Source organism: Paenibacillus sp. FSL R7-0302 (assembly GCF_038006885.1).
In the GTDB taxonomy this organism is placed as follows: domain Bacteria; phylum Bacillota; class Bacilli; order Paenibacillales; family Paenibacillaceae; genus Paenibacillus_AQ.
The window spans coordinates 213,264-230,770 of record NZ_JBBOWB010000001.1 but is presented as its reverse complement, the minus strand read 5'-3'; the positions used below and the strand labels follow the sequence as shown (position 1 = coordinate 230,770).

Annotated in this window: 17 protein-coding genes and 1 riboswitch; of the genes, 7 read left to right on the top strand and 10 right to left on the bottom strand. The window is 52.2% G+C overall.

The genetic code is table 11. The features are described from left to right. Positions 1 to 60 precede the first annotated feature (60 nt). Complete coding sequence (locus MKY96_RS00980; RefSeq protein WP_340937988.1) at positions 61 to 597, bottom strand: hypothetical protein; 537 nt, start codon at positions 595 to 597, stop codon at positions 61 to 63. 67 nt (positions 598 to 664) lie between these two features. Next, complete coding sequence (locus tag MKY96_RS00975) at positions 665 to 1,171, bottom strand: DUF948 domain-containing protein (protein ID WP_036730309.1); 507 nt, start codon at positions 1,169 to 1,171, stop codon at positions 665 to 667. Positions 1,172 to 1,358: 187 nt separating this feature from the next. On the opposite strand from MKY96_RS00975, the gene MKY96_RS00970 reads away from it, so the two are divergent. After that, complete coding sequence (locus tag MKY96_RS00970; RefSeq protein WP_036694965.1) at positions 1,359 to 1,526, top strand: DUF1328 domain-containing protein; 168 nt, start codon at positions 1,359 to 1,361, stop codon at positions 1,524 to 1,526. A gap of 322 nt (positions 1,527 to 1,848) precedes the next feature. Further along, on the top strand, positions 1,849 to 2,253 hold the full coding sequence (locus MKY96_RS00965) for a hypothetical protein (RefSeq protein ID WP_340937986.1): 405 nt from the start codon (positions 1,849 to 1,851) through the stop codon (positions 2,251 to 2,253). Between the two features lie 268 nt (positions 2,254 to 2,521). On the opposite strand, the gene MKY96_RS00960 is transcribed toward MKY96_RS00965, so the two are convergent. Both MKY96_RS00960 and MKY96_RS00955 read right to left on the bottom strand, forming a co-directional pair. Further along, positions 2,522 to 3,619, bottom strand: a complete 1,098-nt coding sequence (locus tag MKY96_RS00960) for a C40 family peptidase (RefSeq protein WP_340937984.1) — start codon at positions 3,617 to 3,619, stop codon at positions 2,522 to 2,524. Between the two features lie 212 nt (positions 3,620 to 3,831). After that, the gene (locus MKY96_RS00955) at positions 3,832 to 4,701 is read right to left on the bottom strand and encodes a cation diffusion facilitator family transporter (RefSeq protein WP_339251314.1); all 870 of its coding nucleotides are present in this window, start codon (positions 4,699 to 4,701) and stop codon (positions 3,832 to 3,834) included. Between the two features lie 131 nt (positions 4,702 to 4,832). Here MKY96_RS00955 and MKY96_RS00950 point away from each other — a divergent pair, with 131 nt between their 5' ends. After that, positions 4,833 to 5,018, top strand: coding sequence for a hypothetical protein (locus MKY96_RS00950; protein ID WP_340937983.1), 186 nt, complete (start codon positions 4,833 to 4,835; stop codon positions 5,016 to 5,018). A 111-nt stretch (positions 5,019 to 5,129) separates the two neighbouring features. On the opposite strand, the gene MKY96_RS00945 is transcribed toward MKY96_RS00950, so the two are convergent. Beyond that, entirely contained in the window at positions 5,130 to 6,755 is a 1,626-nt protein-coding gene (locus tag MKY96_RS00945; protein WP_340937982.1) for an ABC-F family ATP-binding cassette domain-containing protein, read from the bottom strand. Between the two features lie 117 nt (positions 6,756 to 6,872). Further along, positions 6,873 to 7,871, bottom strand: a complete 999-nt coding sequence (locus MKY96_RS00940; RefSeq protein ID WP_339251317.1) for an MBL fold metallo-hydrolase — start codon at positions 7,869 to 7,871, stop codon at positions 6,873 to 6,875. Between the two features lie 621 nt (positions 7,872 to 8,492). Here MKY96_RS00940 and MKY96_RS00935 point away from each other — a divergent pair. Further along, on the top strand, positions 8,493 to 9,626 hold the full coding sequence (locus MKY96_RS00935) for a virulence factor (protein ID WP_340937981.1): 1,134 nt from the start codon (positions 8,493 to 8,495) through the stop codon (positions 9,624 to 9,626). Between the two features lie 97 nt (positions 9,627 to 9,723). Beyond that, positions 9,724 to 9,941: riboswitch (Lysine riboswitch) on the top strand. A gap of 152 nt (positions 9,942 to 10,093) precedes the next feature. Beyond that, the gene (locus MKY96_RS00930; RefSeq protein WP_340937979.1) at positions 10,094 to 11,581 is read left to right on the top strand and encodes an amino acid permease; all 1,488 of its coding nucleotides are present in this window, start codon (positions 10,094 to 10,096) and stop codon (positions 11,579 to 11,581) included. 162 nt (positions 11,582 to 11,743) lie between these two features. Here the strand turns inward: MKY96_RS00930 and MKY96_RS00925 are convergent, their stop codons facing one another. Continuing rightward, the gene (locus tag MKY96_RS00925; RefSeq protein WP_445671461.1) at positions 11,744 to 12,385 is read right to left on the bottom strand and encodes a nitroreductase family protein; all 642 of its coding nucleotides are present in this window, start codon (positions 12,383 to 12,385) and stop codon (positions 11,744 to 11,746) included. A 131-nt stretch (positions 12,386 to 12,516) separates the two neighbouring features. Here MKY96_RS00925 and MKY96_RS00920 point away from each other — a divergent pair, with 131 nt between their 5' ends. Together MKY96_RS00920 and MKY96_RS00915 are read left to right on the top strand one after the other, a co-directional pair. Next, on the top strand, positions 12,517 to 12,882 hold the full coding sequence (locus MKY96_RS00920; protein ID WP_340937975.1) for a MerR family transcriptional regulator: 366 nt from the start codon (positions 12,517 to 12,519) through the stop codon (positions 12,880 to 12,882). Between the two features lie 85 nt (positions 12,883 to 12,967). Then, positions 12,968 to 13,285, top strand: a complete 318-nt coding sequence (locus tag MKY96_RS00915; protein ID WP_076080423.1) for a DUF3889 domain-containing protein — start codon at positions 12,968 to 12,970, stop codon at positions 13,283 to 13,285. A 40-nt stretch (positions 13,286 to 13,325) separates the two neighbouring features. Here MKY96_RS00915 and MKY96_RS00910 read toward each other — a convergent pair whose 3' ends face one another. The 3 genes from MKY96_RS00910 to MKY96_RS00900 all read right to left on the bottom strand — a co-directional run bounded on the left by MKY96_RS00910 (position 13,326) and on the right by MKY96_RS00900 (position 17,326). Then, on the bottom strand, positions 13,326 to 14,465 hold the full coding sequence (locus MKY96_RS00910) for a transglutaminase domain-containing protein (RefSeq protein WP_340937974.1): 1,140 nt from the start codon (positions 14,463 to 14,465) through the stop codon (positions 13,326 to 13,328). Positions 14,466 to 14,753: 288 nt separating this feature from the next. Then, on the bottom strand, positions 14,754 to 15,161 hold the full coding sequence (locus MKY96_RS00905; RefSeq protein WP_340937973.1) for a hypothetical protein: 408 nt from the start codon (positions 15,159 to 15,161) through the stop codon (positions 14,754 to 14,756). An 11-nt stretch (positions 15,162 to 15,172) separates the two neighbouring features. After that, positions 15,173 to 17,326: a deaminase domain-containing protein gene (locus MKY96_RS00900; protein WP_340937969.1), complete on the bottom strand. Its 2,154-nt coding sequence runs from the start codon at positions 17,324 to 17,326 to the stop codon at positions 15,173 to 15,175. Positions 17,327 to 17,507 lie beyond the last annotated feature (181 nt).

The window sequence follows — 17,507 nt, the reverse complement described above, 5'->3', positions numbered from 1 at the left end:
CCAGCCACCGGATGGATGACTGAGCATTCATTAACCCAAATCGTCGCGCTTGAAACAGCTTCAGAAGGAATAAGCGTCGAATAAATCCAGCCCGGCCCATTCACCGCTCTCCGTATTGCGGTAGATCTTGAGCGCAGCCTCTCCTCTAATATAAACGTCCCCATCCTCAGCTTCAAAATCAGGCGCTCCCAGCATATCCTGCACGTTCATGGCCTGCGGATCAAGCACCCGTCCATTGAGGCTCAGACCGTATTGTCCGGCCTGGGAAGGCGAAGCATGAACATACAGGACAACACCGCCGCATACCCCCGCCGAGCTATCGGCATACTGATATTCCAGGCAGCCCGCCCAAGGATCTTCAGTAATCTGCTTAGGAGTTCCCTTAGCCTGCCGCAGCTCCTCTTCCGACATATATAAGCTAATACCGGACAAGGAGTCGAAGCTGCTTATGTAGAGATCGGCAACTGCGCTATGCTCGAAGGCGAATATTACCGGCAGCTGTGCAGCGGTGCTAGGAGCGGGAGAAACAGTCTCATCCTGCGGCGGTGCAGAGATGAAGGGAGCAAGCAGACTAAGCAAGAGAATAACCATTTTCATAGGGTTCCCGCCTTTCATGAGCTGGTATTGCCCCGTCCTGAGCCCCGCCGTATTTCATTCCATTGTATTAATGGCGGAATTTCTGCCAGATTGCAGCGGCTGCATCCACGCCTTTGAGGGCTGAGGCTATCTTGCCCTTAGATTTGCTTGAACTCACTGCCTCATAGGATTGCACGGTTCTCTCCTCGGCCGGTGTTAACGGGGCTTCTGCGATGGATACCGATTTTGCCTTATCCTTCAGTTCACGTGATTTACGGAATTTCTCAATTACCGTTACAGATACCTGCTTCACGGTCAATGTCAGCTCGTTCATGACATCGCCCAGATTCTTCACGGAATCCACGATCGGGTCAATCTTCTGAATTTTACCCTGCACATCCGCTGTGATGTCATTGGCATGCCGGACGGTTGTTTTGACTTCATAGGTAAGCTCATCAATCGTCTTCTGAACCTCCTGCAGAGTCTGACTGACCTTGTCGAGCGATTCCTTCGCTGACTTCAAAGTTTTGATTAAGAAGAATACGAGTACTGCGAATGCGATAGCAGCCAGTGCTACGCTAAGTTCAATGATCATTGTGGATAACCCCTTCCAAGTGTCTAAATTATCGGTTTGCACTGTCTGATACTGCATAGTTACCCTTACAGAATTGGGCCGAAACAAAGGCCAAGCCCCTGGAATCCTCTTCCTTTCCTTCCTGTTTCAAATGGATAAGCCCCGTTTAAACAATGATTACATCAACGCACAGAAAGGATGACATCTCATGCTAAGATGGTCAATAATTCTGCTGGTAGTGGCCCTGATTGCCGGTATCTTCGGATTCTTCAATATTGTGGCGGCGGCTGTCGGCATCGCCAAAGTATTGTTCTACATCTTCCTGATCCTCTTCGTGGTCTCACTCTTTATGGGGCGCAGGGGACGATCTATGTAGGCAAGCCCACGTTAGCTGACTGCCAGGCAGGCAGTGCTGCAGGCCCGGAGGCCTCCGTCAGGAGATCTCCGGGCCTCTTGCTGTTCACGCCAGTCTTATGTAGTGTTGAAATGGGCTTCATTCCCCTTCAAAAAGTATAGGCCTTTCCGCTCAGGTTGTCATCCGTGATTCAGTTCGTAATGAGGCGTTCCCCGCTAAGGCCGGACAAGAAAAATAAAATTTATTGATGCCGCTGGTTCATTCAATGCAATTTATGTTTACATCCTTATTAGCACAGCATGAACATAGAACATCTCACCATCATACCTAGGAGGAATCATCGATGAAAAAATTAGCCAGTTTAACAGTAGCAATGGGTCTTATGGCTTCCTTGGCAGCAACAGCTTCCGCAGCTGAGGTAGTAACAGGAACAACAGAAACTACCAAAACCACTTCTTCCGATGCAGTAACTACTGTAACCGGAGTGACTTACCTGAACCCGGCAGACCCGATAATTACACAAGCTGACATCAAGCCAGCAACACCTCAGGTCATTCTGACCAAACTCACAGCATTCCATCTTTCTGCGGGAAGCACAACTGCTATTGGCTGGTTGGGTGCACAGACTGTTGATACTACTGGTGTGATCACAAAAGACGCTATGGGCAACGAATGGAGAGAAATCTACACTTGGCTGGGTAAAGCCTGGATCAAGGTTCCTGCCTCTGCATACGTAATCAATCCATAAGCGATTGGACATATAGGAGTCATAGCTGCTCCACTCATATGTTGCAGCTATGACTCAACGGATGTACCTAACAAGGCACGTGGACGCCAATCCAAACGGCCTTTTTTTGCGTCTAATGGATGCTAAATCCCCCACAAAAGCATATAAAAAGGGTTATCCCTTCAGTAGAAGATTCTACTGAAGGGATAACCCCGCCATACATCCGCTTGTAGTTCACCCGTCACAAACTTGTATTGCCTGTCGCTTCTTGCTGTCCTAGCTGTATATATTAGCGGATGACCGAGCCTCCGTACAGGAAACGGTTCATCCAAGAAGCGCTAAGATTATCCACTCTTACACCGCCGGAGCTTACTGAATAGGTATGCAGCAGCTTCCCGTCACCCAAATACATGGCGACATGCGTAATTCTTGCCGTAGATTTGTTGATTCCGGTATAAGCAGAGGGAGAAGTTCCTTTATAATCCATGAAGAACATCAGATCTCCCCGCTTCAAGCCGGATACATCCGTAACTGCACCACTGTTCTGCTTCACCCAGTCCCCTTGCTGCCGGGAATCGGCAGGCAGCTTCAAGTCCGCTGCATCCATGAAGATCTGGCGGATGAAATCCGAGCAGTCGAAGGTACGCGTATCATTACGGCTGGAACCGAATTCATACGGTGTTCCCAGATAACCCATCCCCGCTGCGATCACACGTTCAATCACAGCAGTCTGCCCGGCTGAAGGTACAGGTGCCGGAGCTGGTGTTGGAACCGGTGCCGGCACCGGTGTCTGAACAGGTACAGGTGTTGGAGCTGGAGTGGCTGGAGCAGGCAGCGATGAAGCACCCGCTGTAATATATTGATCGGATGAGCTTGTATAACCCACCGTCCCATTTGCCGTTCTTATTTTGTACCAATAGCTGTTAGTCTCTTCGAGAATGGTTACCTGATCATTCTTATAGAGATATCCAACCACTTGACCGCTGGTTGCAGGGGTCTCCCTTACACGGACCGTGGCCTGAATCACCGCTGTCCGGGACGCAGGTGCGGAAGCTGTAACTACCCGGATATAGGAATCCCCCGAGCTCATATACCCCACAATTCCCTCTGCCGTTCTTACTTTGTACCAGTAGCTGTTCGCAGCTTCCAGAATAACGACCCGGTCGCCTTTATTCAGATATTTCAGTACCGTGCTGCTGGTAGATGGATCTGTACGCAGCCGTACCGAAGCTTCAATAATGCCTGTCTGTCCAGCGGACGCCGCCAATGTTGTAATCGAAGAATCCGTTGCAGCGTAAGCCTGCCCGGGACTGAACACTCCCAAGGATAATGCCAGTGATGCGGAAACCCATAACGATGCTGTAAGTTTCTTGCGTGATACGATCATAGCGTTCCCCCGCTTAGCGTATTAAGAAATACAACAACGGCGCGCGCTACGTTTGTTGCTTTCTGCCCTCATTATAGGCTGGCCCGGGATTTGGAACATGCTCCAAATTTCACAAAAAACCTTTCCATCTTATGGTAACATGCAGGTCTATAGTCGCGATTTCTCCTTGGATTTGGTGGAAATTACAGCTAACTAGGAGAAATCATGGAATGTTAGTCCTTGGGCTCCACGTGAACTTGCACATGCATGATGTTGTGCAGCTTGGTCATCCGTTCTTCAATAGAGTCGCTGATCTCATGCCCTTCCATCACCGTCATGCGGGCATTCACCTCTACGACAACATCCACCAGCACATGATTGCCGTGTACACGGGCCTTCAGATCCTTGATGCCCTCTACGCCCGGTGTACGGGCAATGGTGCTGCGCAGGTCCAGCAGCTTGTCTTCGTCAAATCCGTCAGTCAGCCGGTACGTCGAATCGCGGAAAATATCCCAGGCGGTCTTGATAATCAGCAAGCCGACTCCGATGGCAGCCGCGGAATCGATCCACGGCAGTCCGAACTGTGCCCCTACAATCCCTACAGCTGCACCTACGCTTACGATAGCATCCGAGAAATTATCCTTAGCAGCAGCCATCAGCGCATGATTATTGATCCGCTTCGCCAGACGCTTGTTATATATATATACCCCCATCATCGCTACGGCACACACCAGCGCCACTCCGGCCGACCAGAGCTGCGGTACAGCCTTGCTTCCCTCAAACAAAGAGCGTACCGCTTCCACTATCACCTGGATGCCCACCAGCGCCATAATGAAAGAAGCCATCAGCGCGGCAACCGTCTCGGCCCGGAAATGTCCGTAGGTATGATCGGAATCCGGCGGCTTCCGCGAGATGCGCAGCCCGATCAGCACCGCCAGCGAGGCTACAATATCGGTTAAGTTATTGAAGCCGTCTGCCAGGAGCGCACTGGAAGCGAACAAGTAGCCGCAGATCAGCTTGAAGGCAGACAGAACCAGATAAGCAGCAATGCTGACCATCGCACCCTTTTCACCCTTGCGTATATCCTCATAAATATCGGTCATTTCTGCCGCCCCTCCCATCCTTTGCCGCATAATTACAGGAAAACTTTCTTTGAGTTATTCTTGCCCTTGTAGCAGCATTTAAAAACAATTAGAATAAGGAATAAGGACTTGCTGCCTAAGGGGGTAACATAATGAGCGAGAACACTGAGAAACCAAAAATTAATTTGGCTGATGCCATCCGCCAGAAGCTGGAGCAGAAGAAACAGCATGCTTCAGGAAAACCGGGTTCAACCTTCCAGGCCGGCTCCGCGAAGCCGCTGAAAAGCCAGAATAACAAGAAGCCTAACAATCAGCGCCGCCGGACTGGCGGTTCCTAGACTTCCAGGTTGTTGCCTATGGTGAACATAAACGGCTGCGTAATCCCTCCGGGGACGACGCAGCCGTTTTCATATGAACTCATAACTGTTCATTCTGCCTATATCTAGTTCTTAAGCCTCTACAGGGTACATCCGGGCACGCATTTCCTTGATCTCCGGGTTCTCCAGATACTCGTCATAGCTCATCGTACGGTCAATGATTCCAGCCGGAGTAATCTCAATAATACGGTTGGCAATCGTCTGGATGAACTGATGGTCATGGGAGGTGAACAGGATCGTGCCGTCAAAGTCGATCAGGCCGTTATTGAGCGCGGTGATCGATTCCAGGTCCAAGTGGTTGGTAGGCTCATCGAATACCAGCACGTTGGCTCCGTTCAGCATCATCTTGGCCAGCATACAGCGGACCTTCTCGCCCCCGGACAATACGCTTGCCTTCTTCAGTGCTTCTTCGCCGGCGAAGAGCATCCGGCCCAGGAAGCCGCGCAGGAAGGTCTCATCCTGATCCTTGGAGTATTGGCGCAGCCATTCGACCAGGTTCATGTTCACCCCGTCGAAGTAGCTGGAGTTATCCTTAGGGAAATACGCCTGGGTTGTGGTCACTCCCCAAGTGTACTCACCCGCATCCGCTTCCTTCTCGCCCATAATCACATCGAACAGCAGCGATTTAGGCTGGGAATAGGGTCCAACAAATGCGATTTTATCCCCTTTGTTGACTACAAAGCTGACTTCATCCAGCACCTTCTCGCCGTCCACCGACTTGGTAAGGCCGCTGATCGTGAGCAATTGCTTGCCGGCTTCACGCTCCGGCTTGAAGTTCAGGAACGGATATTTACGGTTGGACGGACGGATGTCATCCAGGGTAATCTTCTCGAGCTGCTTCTTACGGGAAGTCGCCTGCTTCGATTTCGAGGCGTTCGCCGAGAAGCGCTGAATGAAGGCTTGCAGCTCCTTCATCTTGTCTTCCTTCTTCTTGTTGGCATCGCGCTGCAGCGCCTGAGCCAATTGGCTGGACTCATACCAGAAGTCGTAGTTGCCGACATACATCTGGATTTTGCCGAAATCGATATCCGCAATATGCGTACAGACCTTGTTCAGGAAGTGACGGTCATGGGATACCACGATAACGGTGCCTTCGTAGTCCATAAGGAAATTCTCCAGCCAGCCGATCGATTCGAGATCCAAATGGTTGGTAGGCTCATCGAGCAGCAGGTTGTTCGGACGTCCGAACAGGGCCTGGGCCAGCAGGACCCGCACCTTCTCGTTGCCGCTGAGTTCGGCCATTTTCTTGTCATGCATCTCACGCATGATGCCAAGACCGATCAGCATGGCGGCTGCGTCAGGCTCGGCGTCCCAGCCGTTCAGCTCCGCGAATTCGCCTTCCAGCTCACCGGCACGAAGTCCGTCCGCTTCGGTGAAGTCGCTCTTGGCGTACAGGGCGTCCTTTTCCTTCATAATTTCATACAGGCGGGTATGACCCATGATTACGGTCTCCAGCACCTGGAACTCGTCATACTCGAAATGGTTCTGCTTCAGTACGGCCAGACGTTCACCGGGTGTGATGTGCACATCGCCGATGTTCGCTTCGATCTCTCCGGACAGAATCTTTAGGAAGGTCGATTTGCCGGCGCCGTTCGCGCCAATCAGACCGTAGCAGTTGCCGGGTGTGAATTTTATGTTTACATCCTCAAATAGTGCGCGTTTTCCGTAGCGGAGTGTTATACCGCTTGTGCTAATCATTAAGCATTACCATCCTTTTCACATAGGTTCCGGCTCATTATAGCATAAAATCAAGCAAAATGGCCCTTATTACGGCTCTTATTTAAGTAGAAGTGTTCAATACAAGCCTTCTCCGGGTTATTGCCCCGCCGGGCGTTCCTCGGGCTGGACGACCAGCGTCTCCCCATAGCCCAAAGTACGGATACGCTCCTCGCCAAGCCCCTGCGCCACCCTCGCCTGCTCCATCCGGTCCAGCGCTTCGCGGGCGGTATCATCGGCCAGCCTGAAGGTTCCGAAGTGCATCGGAATCATCAGCTCTGCCCCTACATCAAGGAAGGCCTGCACAGCCTCCTCGGGATTCACATGCTGGGAGTTCATGAACCATTCAGGTTCATAAGCGCCAATCGGCATCAGCGCAACATGCAGCTTGAAGCGTCTGCCGATCTCCTTGAAGCCCGGGAAGAAGCCGCTGTCTCCGGCAAAATAGAGGTTTGGCGGAAGCAGCTTATGCTGCGCCTTGCCCTCCTCCCCCTCCGGATGCTTCTGCGGGTCTGCCGGCTGAAGCACATAACCGCCCCAGTGCGAGGAATTCGTATCGAACGGCGTTCTCCGCGTCCAGTGCTGGGTCGGGACAAACGTCAGCTTGACAGCGCCCAGCGTAATCTCCTGCCACCACTGCATTTCCCGGCAGTTCGGGAAGCCTTTGCGGAGCATTTTGCGCTTAAGTCCGGCAGGCACGACAATGGTTGTTCCTGCCCGGTACAGCTTGCGGATGGACGCAATATGCAGGTGATCGTAGTGGGAATGGGAGATCAGGATCAGATCGATGGGCGGAATATCCGCGAGCGGAATGCCCGGCTGCCCGATCCGCTTCTCGAAGCCCAGCCGCCGCGCCCAGATCGGATCGGTGATAATATTAAGCCCTTCGTATTGCAGAAAAAAAGTCGAGTGCCCGATCCACGTGATCGTCGTCTCCAGCCGGTTCCCGGCCAGATAGTCGAGCCGCGGCGGATGATTCGGCACCTTATAGGTGTAATCCTTCTTCTTCCGGCGGCGTTCCTCGCGCCATTGGCGGAATTCCTTAAGCGTTTTATCGGTGCTTACATTGTCGATATTGTTATAACGTATTCTGGCCATAGCAAGAACCACTCCTTATAGCAGATTTGCCATTTCTGTTGCCGGGCGGCAAACCACATATCTTAACTATAGGGTTCCGCAGAATCATTTGCAAAATTGCAGGGCCCTGCAAAACCTGCAAACCCCATAGAAACTACAGGGCGCTCATTACAAATTGTACCCAAATGGCTGAGCGGGAAACGTCCGGGCTTCTTTTGGCAGGCAGGATGGTAAATGATGCGGATTAAGCGGGCGGTAGCTGAGAGATATGGGAGTAAGTAGTGACTTTGGCAGCTGCTTCGACTGATGGATTCGATAAAATCCTGCACGAATTGCAACATTCTCTCCCAATCTCAGCCTCATATCCAGGATTGTTACATAAATGTCAGCAATTCTCCTCCACCATGAGGCCTAAGCGGGACAATTCCTGCATTTCATGCAACATTCCCCTAACACCCCGGTTATTTAAGAAGTCAAAATTGCAAAATGTGCAACATTTCCGTTTGCGTTGCTGTATCAACTAATTCAACTATTTAAAATTTTAGCGGGTTCAGGCCTCCGCCCTTTGTATTCACCTGCTCAAATGAGGTAAAATGCGGGTAAAGCAAACGGTGCTTACTACTTCAAACGAGGAGCTGACGTATGAAGATTACATTTATCGAACCGACACCCAGTCCAAATACGATGAAGCTTCACCTGGACGAAAGTCTTGAACCCGGCATCCGCCGGACGTATACCCCGGAGACCCGGCGCTCCGCCCCTTCCTGGGCGCAGGAGATGCTGGAGATTCCGGGCGTGACCAGTATTTATCATGCCGCTGACTTCGCCGCGCTGGAGCGCAAAGGCAGCGCGGACTGGGCTGCAATTCTGCGCGAGGTCCAGAACCGCTTCGGAGCGGACGGCCTCAGCGCGGAATACAGTCTCGGCGATGAGAATGACGGTGCCCACTTCGGGGAGTCCCAGGTGTTCGTGCAGATGTTCCGCGGCATCCCGATCCAGATCCGCGTCAAGACCGGCGCGAAGGAGGAGCGCATCGCCCTCTCCAGCCGCTTCACCCAGGCGGTGACCGATGTGGCCAGCGCCGTGATGATCAAGGAGCGCAAGCTCAGCGATTACGGCGTACGCTACGGCGAGCCGCCGGAGATTGCCCGCGAGGTCGAGCAGGAGCTGGAGGCGGCGTATCCGCAGGAACGCCTCGACTCCCTCGTGCAGCAGGCCATCGCGCACGGGGCTGCCGGCGAGTTCGTCGAGCAGCGGCATAAGAAAGAGCAGGCCGAGCTGCTGCGGGACCTGCAAGCTGAGGATTGGCGCGTGCGCTACGCCGCGCTGGAGGATCTGGCGCCGGGCGAGCAGCTCCTGCCGGAGCTGCGGGCGGCGCTGCACGACCCCAAGCTGCAGATTCGCAGACTTGCGGTCGTGTACCTGGGCGACATCCGCACGCCAGGTGCGATGGAGCTGCTCTATGAGGCGATGCAGGATCGCGCCCCGGCCGTGCGGCGCACAGCCGGGGACACGCTCTCCGACATCGGCGACCCGGCGGCGACGCCGGTGATGACGGCGTCGCTCAGTGATGCCAGCAAGCTGGTGCGCTGGCGGGCGGCACGCTTCCTGTATGAAGTCGGGACAGCCGAGGCCCAGGACGCGCTGAGCGTTGCTGCCGAAGACCCCGAATTCGAGGTGGGGCTGCAGGCCAAGATGGCGCTGGAGCGGATTCTGTCCGGCGAGGAAGCGGCGGGCACCGTCTGGCAGCAGATGTCAGAGCGCCGGCGGAGCTGACGCCAGCCTGCCGTATTTTGTCATTGCCTGAGAAGCCGGTATGCATTATACTGATTCCTGTTGTTCATATCGTTCAAAGATAGCCTCATCATACCTAGGATGAGGTAGAGGTCGCGGATAAGAAGAGTAAGCGCGTGGAGATGCCTAAGAGCCATCGGTGATACGCGCCCAAAGGAATATCCGCCGAAATCGTAGCTGCTGCTCTTAGTCCGCAGCTACGATTGGGGCCGTTTGCCGAAAGGCGCGGAACTGTCACTGTGTATTGCCGCCTGCCAGGAGACTGCGGGAGCTGCACTGTGTTGCGCTATCTTAACAGGGAGTATGATGCGGAGCCTATAATCAGGAAACCGCAGCGTCCGTCTGCGGTTTTTTTGCGTGCAGCATGCCGGGAAGAAAACACTGGCACATGCAGGCAGCGGCACTCCCCCTGTGAACAGAACCATCAATCTAAAGGGAGTGTCTTATTCATGCAAGCACAGCAGCCTAAACGGCCGGCAGTACAGGCGGGCAACGCCAATACGCCGGGCCTGCGCAAATCCTTCAAAGCAAGACATCTGACCATGATCGCCCTCGGCGGCTCGATCGGAACCGGATTGTTCCTCGCCAGCGGCGGGGCCATCGCCTCCTCCGGTCCGGGCGGAGCACTGCTCGCCTACACGGCCGTCGGCATTATGGTCTATTTTCTGATGACCAGCCTTGGGGAGCTGGCAACCTATCTGCCCGATTCCGGTTCCTTCAGCACCTACGGTACAAGGTTTGTCAGCCCCGCCTTCGGCTTCGCTATCGGTTGGAACTTCTGGTACAACTGGGCGGTGACCATTGCAGCCGAACTGTCAGCAGCCACCGTTATCATTAAGTACTGGTTCCCGGACAGCCCTTCGTTCCTGTGGAGTCTGCTCTTCCTGGCGCTCATGTTCGGCCTGAATTTCCTGTCTGCGCGGGGGTACGGCGAGTCGGAATACTGGTTCGCCATTATCAAGATTATTACGGTGGTCGTCTTCCTGACGGTCGGCGTCCTGATGATCTTCGGGATTCTGGGCGGCAAGGCCGTGGGCTTCAGCAACTTTCAACTCGGAGGCAGCTCGTTCCATGGCGGCTTCTTCGCCTTCGTCGGGGTTTTCATGGCCGCCGGGTTCTCCTTCCAGGGAACAGAGCTGGTCGGTGTCGCCGCCGGAGAGAGCGAGAATCCGCGCCGCAACGTGCCGATCGCGATCCGCCAGGTGTTCTGGCGCATCCTGATCTTCTATATTTTCGCGATTGCCGTCATCGGCCTGCTAATTCCTTATACGAATCCCGACCTGCTCCGCGGCGGTATTGATGATATTGGCGTCAGCCCGTTCACCATCGTCTTCAACAAAGCAGGGCTGGCGATTGCCGCCTCAGTCATGAATGCCGTGATCCTCAGCTCCGTGCTGTCTGCCGGGAACTCCGGGATGTACGCCTCCACCCGTGTCCTGTACGCCATGGCCAAGGATGGAATGGCACCACGCGCGCTCGGCAAGCTGAACCGCAGAGGTGTTCCTGTAGGCGCACTGCTCGTGACAACCGCTGTCGGCATGCTCGCCTTCCTTGCCTCCTTCTTCGGAGACGGCGCGGTCTACAATTGGCTGCTTAACGCATCCGGGATGTGCGGCTTCATCAACTGGCTCGGGATTGCCGTCTGCCATTACCGGTTCCGCCGGGCCTTTGTGAAGCAGGGCCATTCCCTGGAGGAGCTTCCTTACCGGGCTAGATGGTTCCCGTTCGGTCCGCTGTTTGCCTTCGCTCTATGTATGGTAGCCGTATTCGGCCAGAACATGGGCGCTTTCACCGGTGCGAAGATCGACTGGTACGGCATTCTGGTCTCCTATGTCAGCGTGCCGCTGTTCCTGCTGATCTGGCTGGGCTATGGCTGGTTCCGCAAGAGCAGCCTTATCCCGCTGGAGAAGTGTGATCTGAGCACGCACGCGGACTGATTCATTGCAGCAGAAGTGGAAACGGCATTGCCGTCCTTCTAAGGACGGTACCGTTTCAGCAAAAGACCGGTTTTGATCCCGCAGCAACGGGCCAAAACCGGTCTTTTGAGTATCGGTAGCTTAAGTTTGCTTCTATTCCTGAGGAACCCCTGCTACTGCTGTTTATGCCCAGGTTGTAATCGTCTCGACTGGCAGACGGTAGGATGGATACCCCTCTTTGGCGGCTTTGCCGATCGAGATCAGCATGACCGGCTGGAACCGTTCTTTGTCCAGGCCAAAAGCTTCTGCAATATGCTCCTTGTCATACCCGGCCATCGGATTGGTATCGTATCCGTGCGCACGGGCTACAAGCATCAGCTGCATGGAGATAAGTCCCGAGTCGATCAGACTCACATCCCGCAATTCAGACGCGGCAGCGTTGGCATAATAAGGCTTAATCTGTTGCAGCTGCATATCCATTACGTCGCGGGGCATGTATCCAAGTTCCACGGCTTTGCTGAAAATTTCATCCATATATTCACTGTTGTCCGCATCATAAAATACCGCAATCACAGCCGAGGAGGTTAACGCTTGTGTCTGGTTGAAGGCGGCCAGCGGCGCCAGCTTCGCTTTGCCTTCAGCGCTGTCAATGACCAGGAACCGCCATGGCTGCATGTTAATGGCTGAGGGGGCCCGGGAGGCTTCTGCCAATATCTCGGTCATTTCTTCCCTGCTGATTTTCACCTCAGGATCATAGATCTTCACGGAACGGCGCTCCAGGACGATCTCATTGAAATCATTGGTTGTATGGTATTTCTTCGTCATTGTATTCATGTGCATTTCTCTCCCTTTATATATGTGTAATGGTGCTGTAGAACGTTGAACATATTCACCACTAGGAGAATTGTAAACTATAAAGTATACTTCATAGCAAGAACAATAAATGGGGGATTGCCATGAAAACCAGCGAAGTCGCCATAAGGGCTGACCTTCCGATATCAACCCTGCGCTACTATGAGAAAATAGGCCTTATTACGGAGGAGTACATCCTCAGAGAAGAGAATAATTACCGGAATTATGCCCCGGAGATTATTCCTTACCTTGAAGTTATAAAGAATAGCTTAGCTGTTGGATTCTCAATCCAGGATATTAAATCGATGATCTCCAAGCAGGGAATATCGAAAGATGAACAAAAAAGGATCATCACCGACAAAATTACGGAAATTGAAGCTGCGCAAAAAAACCTGGAGACTTCCAAGCAGTCTCTTTACCAGCTTCTCGAAATGAATATTACCTGTGAGAACGGGTACGGAAAATACTAAAACCCGGAGCTGTGCTCTAGGGAGTCGTATAAAGACACGGGTGCCGGGGGACGCTAACCTGTAATTCCAGCTCAAGGAGGCCTTTATGAAAAAAATATGGACAGTAGCCTTGTTGACGTTAGCCCTGGTCCTGAGCAGCCCGTTAAGCCGGAGCTCCGCTGCACCTGACTATGCCCGGTGGGGCACTATCGCCGTAAAGGAGACGCAGCAGAAATACAACGCCGAGATCATCGATTACAAGCACATCGGCCGGACCCAGATCAAGCCGAAGCTTGCAGAAGAGAAGTTCAAGCTGCTGGTCCGCAGCAAGGCGGGCCGGGAATTCGGCGTAGTCGTGATGGTCCGCTTCAATCCTTCAACAAACAAGCTTCAGACCATCCAATTCCTGGAGACCAAAGCCTGAAGTGCACCCTGGCTGGTTCGCAGGGGTAGCTGACACTATTTTATTTCCAGGTCACATATACCTTAAGATCTCCTGTATTCTCGAACGGCGAACTGTTGAAGGCCAGGTTATTCAGTCCCAGCCCATAGAGCACCTGCAGATCCTGCCTCAGCAGTTTGTCGCTTCCGCGATAGCGGAAGAGCAGCGACTGCTGTCCGGCCTCTGCCGCCTGCTTCGCAAGCTCCTTAAGCTGTTCCGCCGACGAAACCACCTGATTCTCCTCGTACAGCCAGTAGTTCAGGTCCTTCTGCAGCGTCTTGTAAGCCTCCACCCCCTGCCCCCCTTGATTGACCAGCTTAGTCAAGGTCTGGGCATAACTGGTGGAGGCCGCCGGATAGGACTTCGTCCAAGTGTGGTCAAGCCGCATCTGGGCATCCGTCCTCATATAATAGAGCGTGCTGATTCCGCCCTCCGGACTCGGGTCCGGGTCATCCCAGGTGGTGTCGAGATGATACCATGCTCCGTTCAAGAGCACCAGATTCCAGGCATGCGACTGGGTCACACCGTCTGCCGCCCTGGCTGTCCCTTCCACAATTCTGTTCGGAATCCCCGCCCCGAGCAGCAGCTTATAGGTCAGCAGGGTATAGCCCTGGCAGACCGCACTCCCGGTCTGAAGTCCCTCATAAGCGGTGTATTTGCGGTGCGAGTGATCATATTCCAGATTCAGCACGACCCAGTCGTGGATCGCTTTTACCTTCTGGTGATTGTTCATCCCCGGTGTTAAGATCTGCTGCAGAATAGCCTTCACCTGCTTGTTCACATAGGCCGTCTGCTGCAGCGTCTCCCGGTATTCCACCTGAACCGTCACATGAACAGCCCGCGTGCTTCCGCGGTATGAGAAGGCATAGCTGTCAATAATATAATACAGGTACGGGTCGCTCCCCATTGCCTGATTGATCGCTGTCTGGATCTCACTCTTCAGCTTGGCGGTCTTGCCCTGATAAGTGAAGGTAATTGTCTCTCTGCGGTTACTCATCGCTCCGGCCAGCTTCTGCGTCATCCCTTGCGTGGTCTGCACCACCGCCGAATCCGATGCAGCATACGCATGCTCGTATCCCCAGTACGTCGCAGGCGGTAAAGCAGCAAACACAAGCATAAGTCCAACCGCCGTCTTCATCAGCGATCCCTGTCTTTTCCCCATATGATCCGCGCGCCTCCTGCAATCTATATCATCGGCCACAGCCGTATACTCTATAGTAAATGCCAATCATGCCATGTTTACAACTTCAACCTGAAGAACGGGAATTCATACCTTGTCCGTCACGCCCATGACGACCTCTTTCACCAATCCTACGGTAAACGCCCGCACTACTTCCATTGTAAGCGAAGATAACAAAAAACAGGTCAATCTGGTTGTATCTGACCATAATCAACCTGATTTATGTAACGGACTGTTATTTGGGTTATATGTTTATTGTTTGAATGAACTTTAATCAACCTTCAAACCTAAGATGTATTCTACCCTTGACTTAGTAGCAAAGCTTGTTTCCCTAATTTCATATTCATCTTTACTATTAATTAACCTTTTACAAATTTGAATGTCTTGCAAAAGCTTTTCAATGTCATTTTTATCTATGTTTTCTTCAAATCCAACGTTTTTTAGGTAAATATCCAATTGGTTATATATAAAATCAGCAATTTCTTTATATTTCAAACTCTCAATGGCTATAGAAATAAAATATAATGTTTTAGTAAATGAACTATCGTTTACTCTTCTCCATTCTTCTTCTAAAATTTTCGCTGAAGCCTGTGCTACATTTAAACCCTCTTCATCTATATATTCCTCAAAGCCGAATACTACTGAATCTTTAATCCTTTCATAGCCCATAATGTTCATACTATCACTCCTCATCTCATACTTTTAGAATTAACATTTAACTGAATATTCGGGAACTTACGTCTAAATTCCATAATTAAGTTTGAGCAACTTTGACATGCATCTAATTCAGTAAATAAATCTATTTGACCTTTAACATTAGGGTCTTTTATTTGAGAAGCAATATCCTCAAGAATCTTTGCCTCCGTGTCATTAAATCGTGGAAATTGATCATCGACATAGCTTTCCAATGATTTATCTACTTTGGCATAACTTAAATCTCCAACATTACTTCCCACGCCATCAGAGGAATGAATTTGACTATGTGCTTGAAACTCTTTCTTAATACCCGGAATGTTTACATCTGCTACAGCGACATTTCCAAAATTTAGATTATCTAGTTTCCTATCAAGTTTTTTTCTTTGTGTATTTGAAAGGTTCATGTATTCGTCAGAATTTCTTATTTTTTCAATTTCTTTATTAATATCATTTCTGATATTTTGCGTTCTCTCATAAAGACTGTCAATTAATTCATTAGATATCTTATCTTTACTTGTCCCCTCAACCCTACCACCCCCACCATCCACCGCATCCATATACTTCTGCTGCACCAGTGTCTTCGGCAAGGCTGGAGTATCTGGGATCTCTCCTATCTTAAACACAAACCCTTCCGGCGTCAGCACTACCGGACCCAGATCCGGGAGCTTTTGCCTGATCCCTTGCAGGGCATCCTTCGCCGCTTGGCTGACGACCTCTTCAACCTCGCCCAGGACTTTACCCACTTTACCGGCTTTCGTGACCTGGAGTCCAGGAACCAGGATGGAAGCGACCGCACCCAGCATCTTCGCCTTCTCTTCCGGGGTGCCCTCATCAAATTGATGATACGCCATCTTCGCCGCTTCCACCAGCACTTCAGGATGGTCAATCAGATATTTCGCCTGATTCTTCATGTCTGTGGTGGTCTTGACCGGGTCCACAACTAGCTTGAAAGCAAAGGTTGCCGTGCCCGCTACACCCATGACGACCTCTTTCACCAAGCCTTCGGTAAAAGCCAGCACCACCGTATCCGCCTGACGAACCCGACTCTCCCATTTCGTCAGCCCGTAGGTATCCTCCAGCCACCCCAGATAACTGGTGTACATCGGGGTGAGAGATTCATTTGGCACATAGACTTTAGCCTGATAAAAGTCCCACGTAGTCTCATTTTCCTTGTTATCTGCGGTAATTGGCGTGCTGTCCGGCAGCGTGAGCGGTGGGCCGTTCAACCGCCGCTCTGCTTCGATCTGCTCTTGAACCTGCTTAAGAGCCGCTGCGATCTGAATTTCCTGCCGCTTCGCCGCAAGCTGACTCCGCGCATAGGCTCCGGCGGCGGTCTTCTCCATGGCCAGCCGCAAAAGCAGTAAATATTCTTCGTTATGTAGTAAGGGAACCTTCTCCGCCGTAATTGACGGATCATGCTCACAGGCGGTAACCGCTGGTTGCTTATAATGGGCGCTTAGATCCTTGCCCGGTTCATAGTAGATCTTGGCTACGTCTAGAGAAGCCAGCTTCTGCCGGGCTTCTTCGGCCTTTGCATGAACTGTCTTCATCTGCGCCTGATTGCCGAACGCCTGATACACCTTGAAGGCCATCTGTGCCTTGGCGATCTGATTCCGCGCTGCGAAGATATCGTTCAGCTTGCTTTGCGCAGCGATACTCTCTACGGTCAGCAGGCCGGAGGTCTGAATGACATTCCTGAGCTGCTGCACCACCGGGTCCCTGCTAAGCTCATCTTTTCTGGGTAGAGCAGCAATCGAAGTGATGAGGTTCGTCGCACTTCGCTGCACAAATTCGGGGATGGAGAACCGTCCGGCGGCTGGTTGCAGCCCCAAACTTCCGAAGGCCGCGAGCAAAAGATTAAATTGCCCCGTCAGCTTGTCCGCCTCCCGCTTATTCTCTTCCTGCAATTCCGAGACGCCTCTCAGGGCGACCCGGATGATATCCTCTAATTTCTCCGCTTCTACGGTTAATTCATTGATCAGAACCTGGGCCTTGACCAGATGATCGCCCATGGGAATGCCGCCCCAGCCGCTGGACTGGCCCTTCAATTGAAGGTACAGCCTGTTGGTGTCCTGGCTCACCTGGCCGATCTTCGTCTGCAGGCGCCGGACTTCATCTTCGTTAAATACTAGCTTCGTTGACGCCATAGCCACCCTCCCCGCCGGACACTAGTAGAGCATCAGATTTAATTCTGTGCATAGGCTTAAATCCCGGAAGCTCCGAAAAACGGAACTACACCGGCTGGACGAGTGTGCTCCTAACGGACCTGAGGGACTCTATTCCCAGGAAAACGTCACTTTTTGCGGTTTAACGGACGGAGTGGACCTT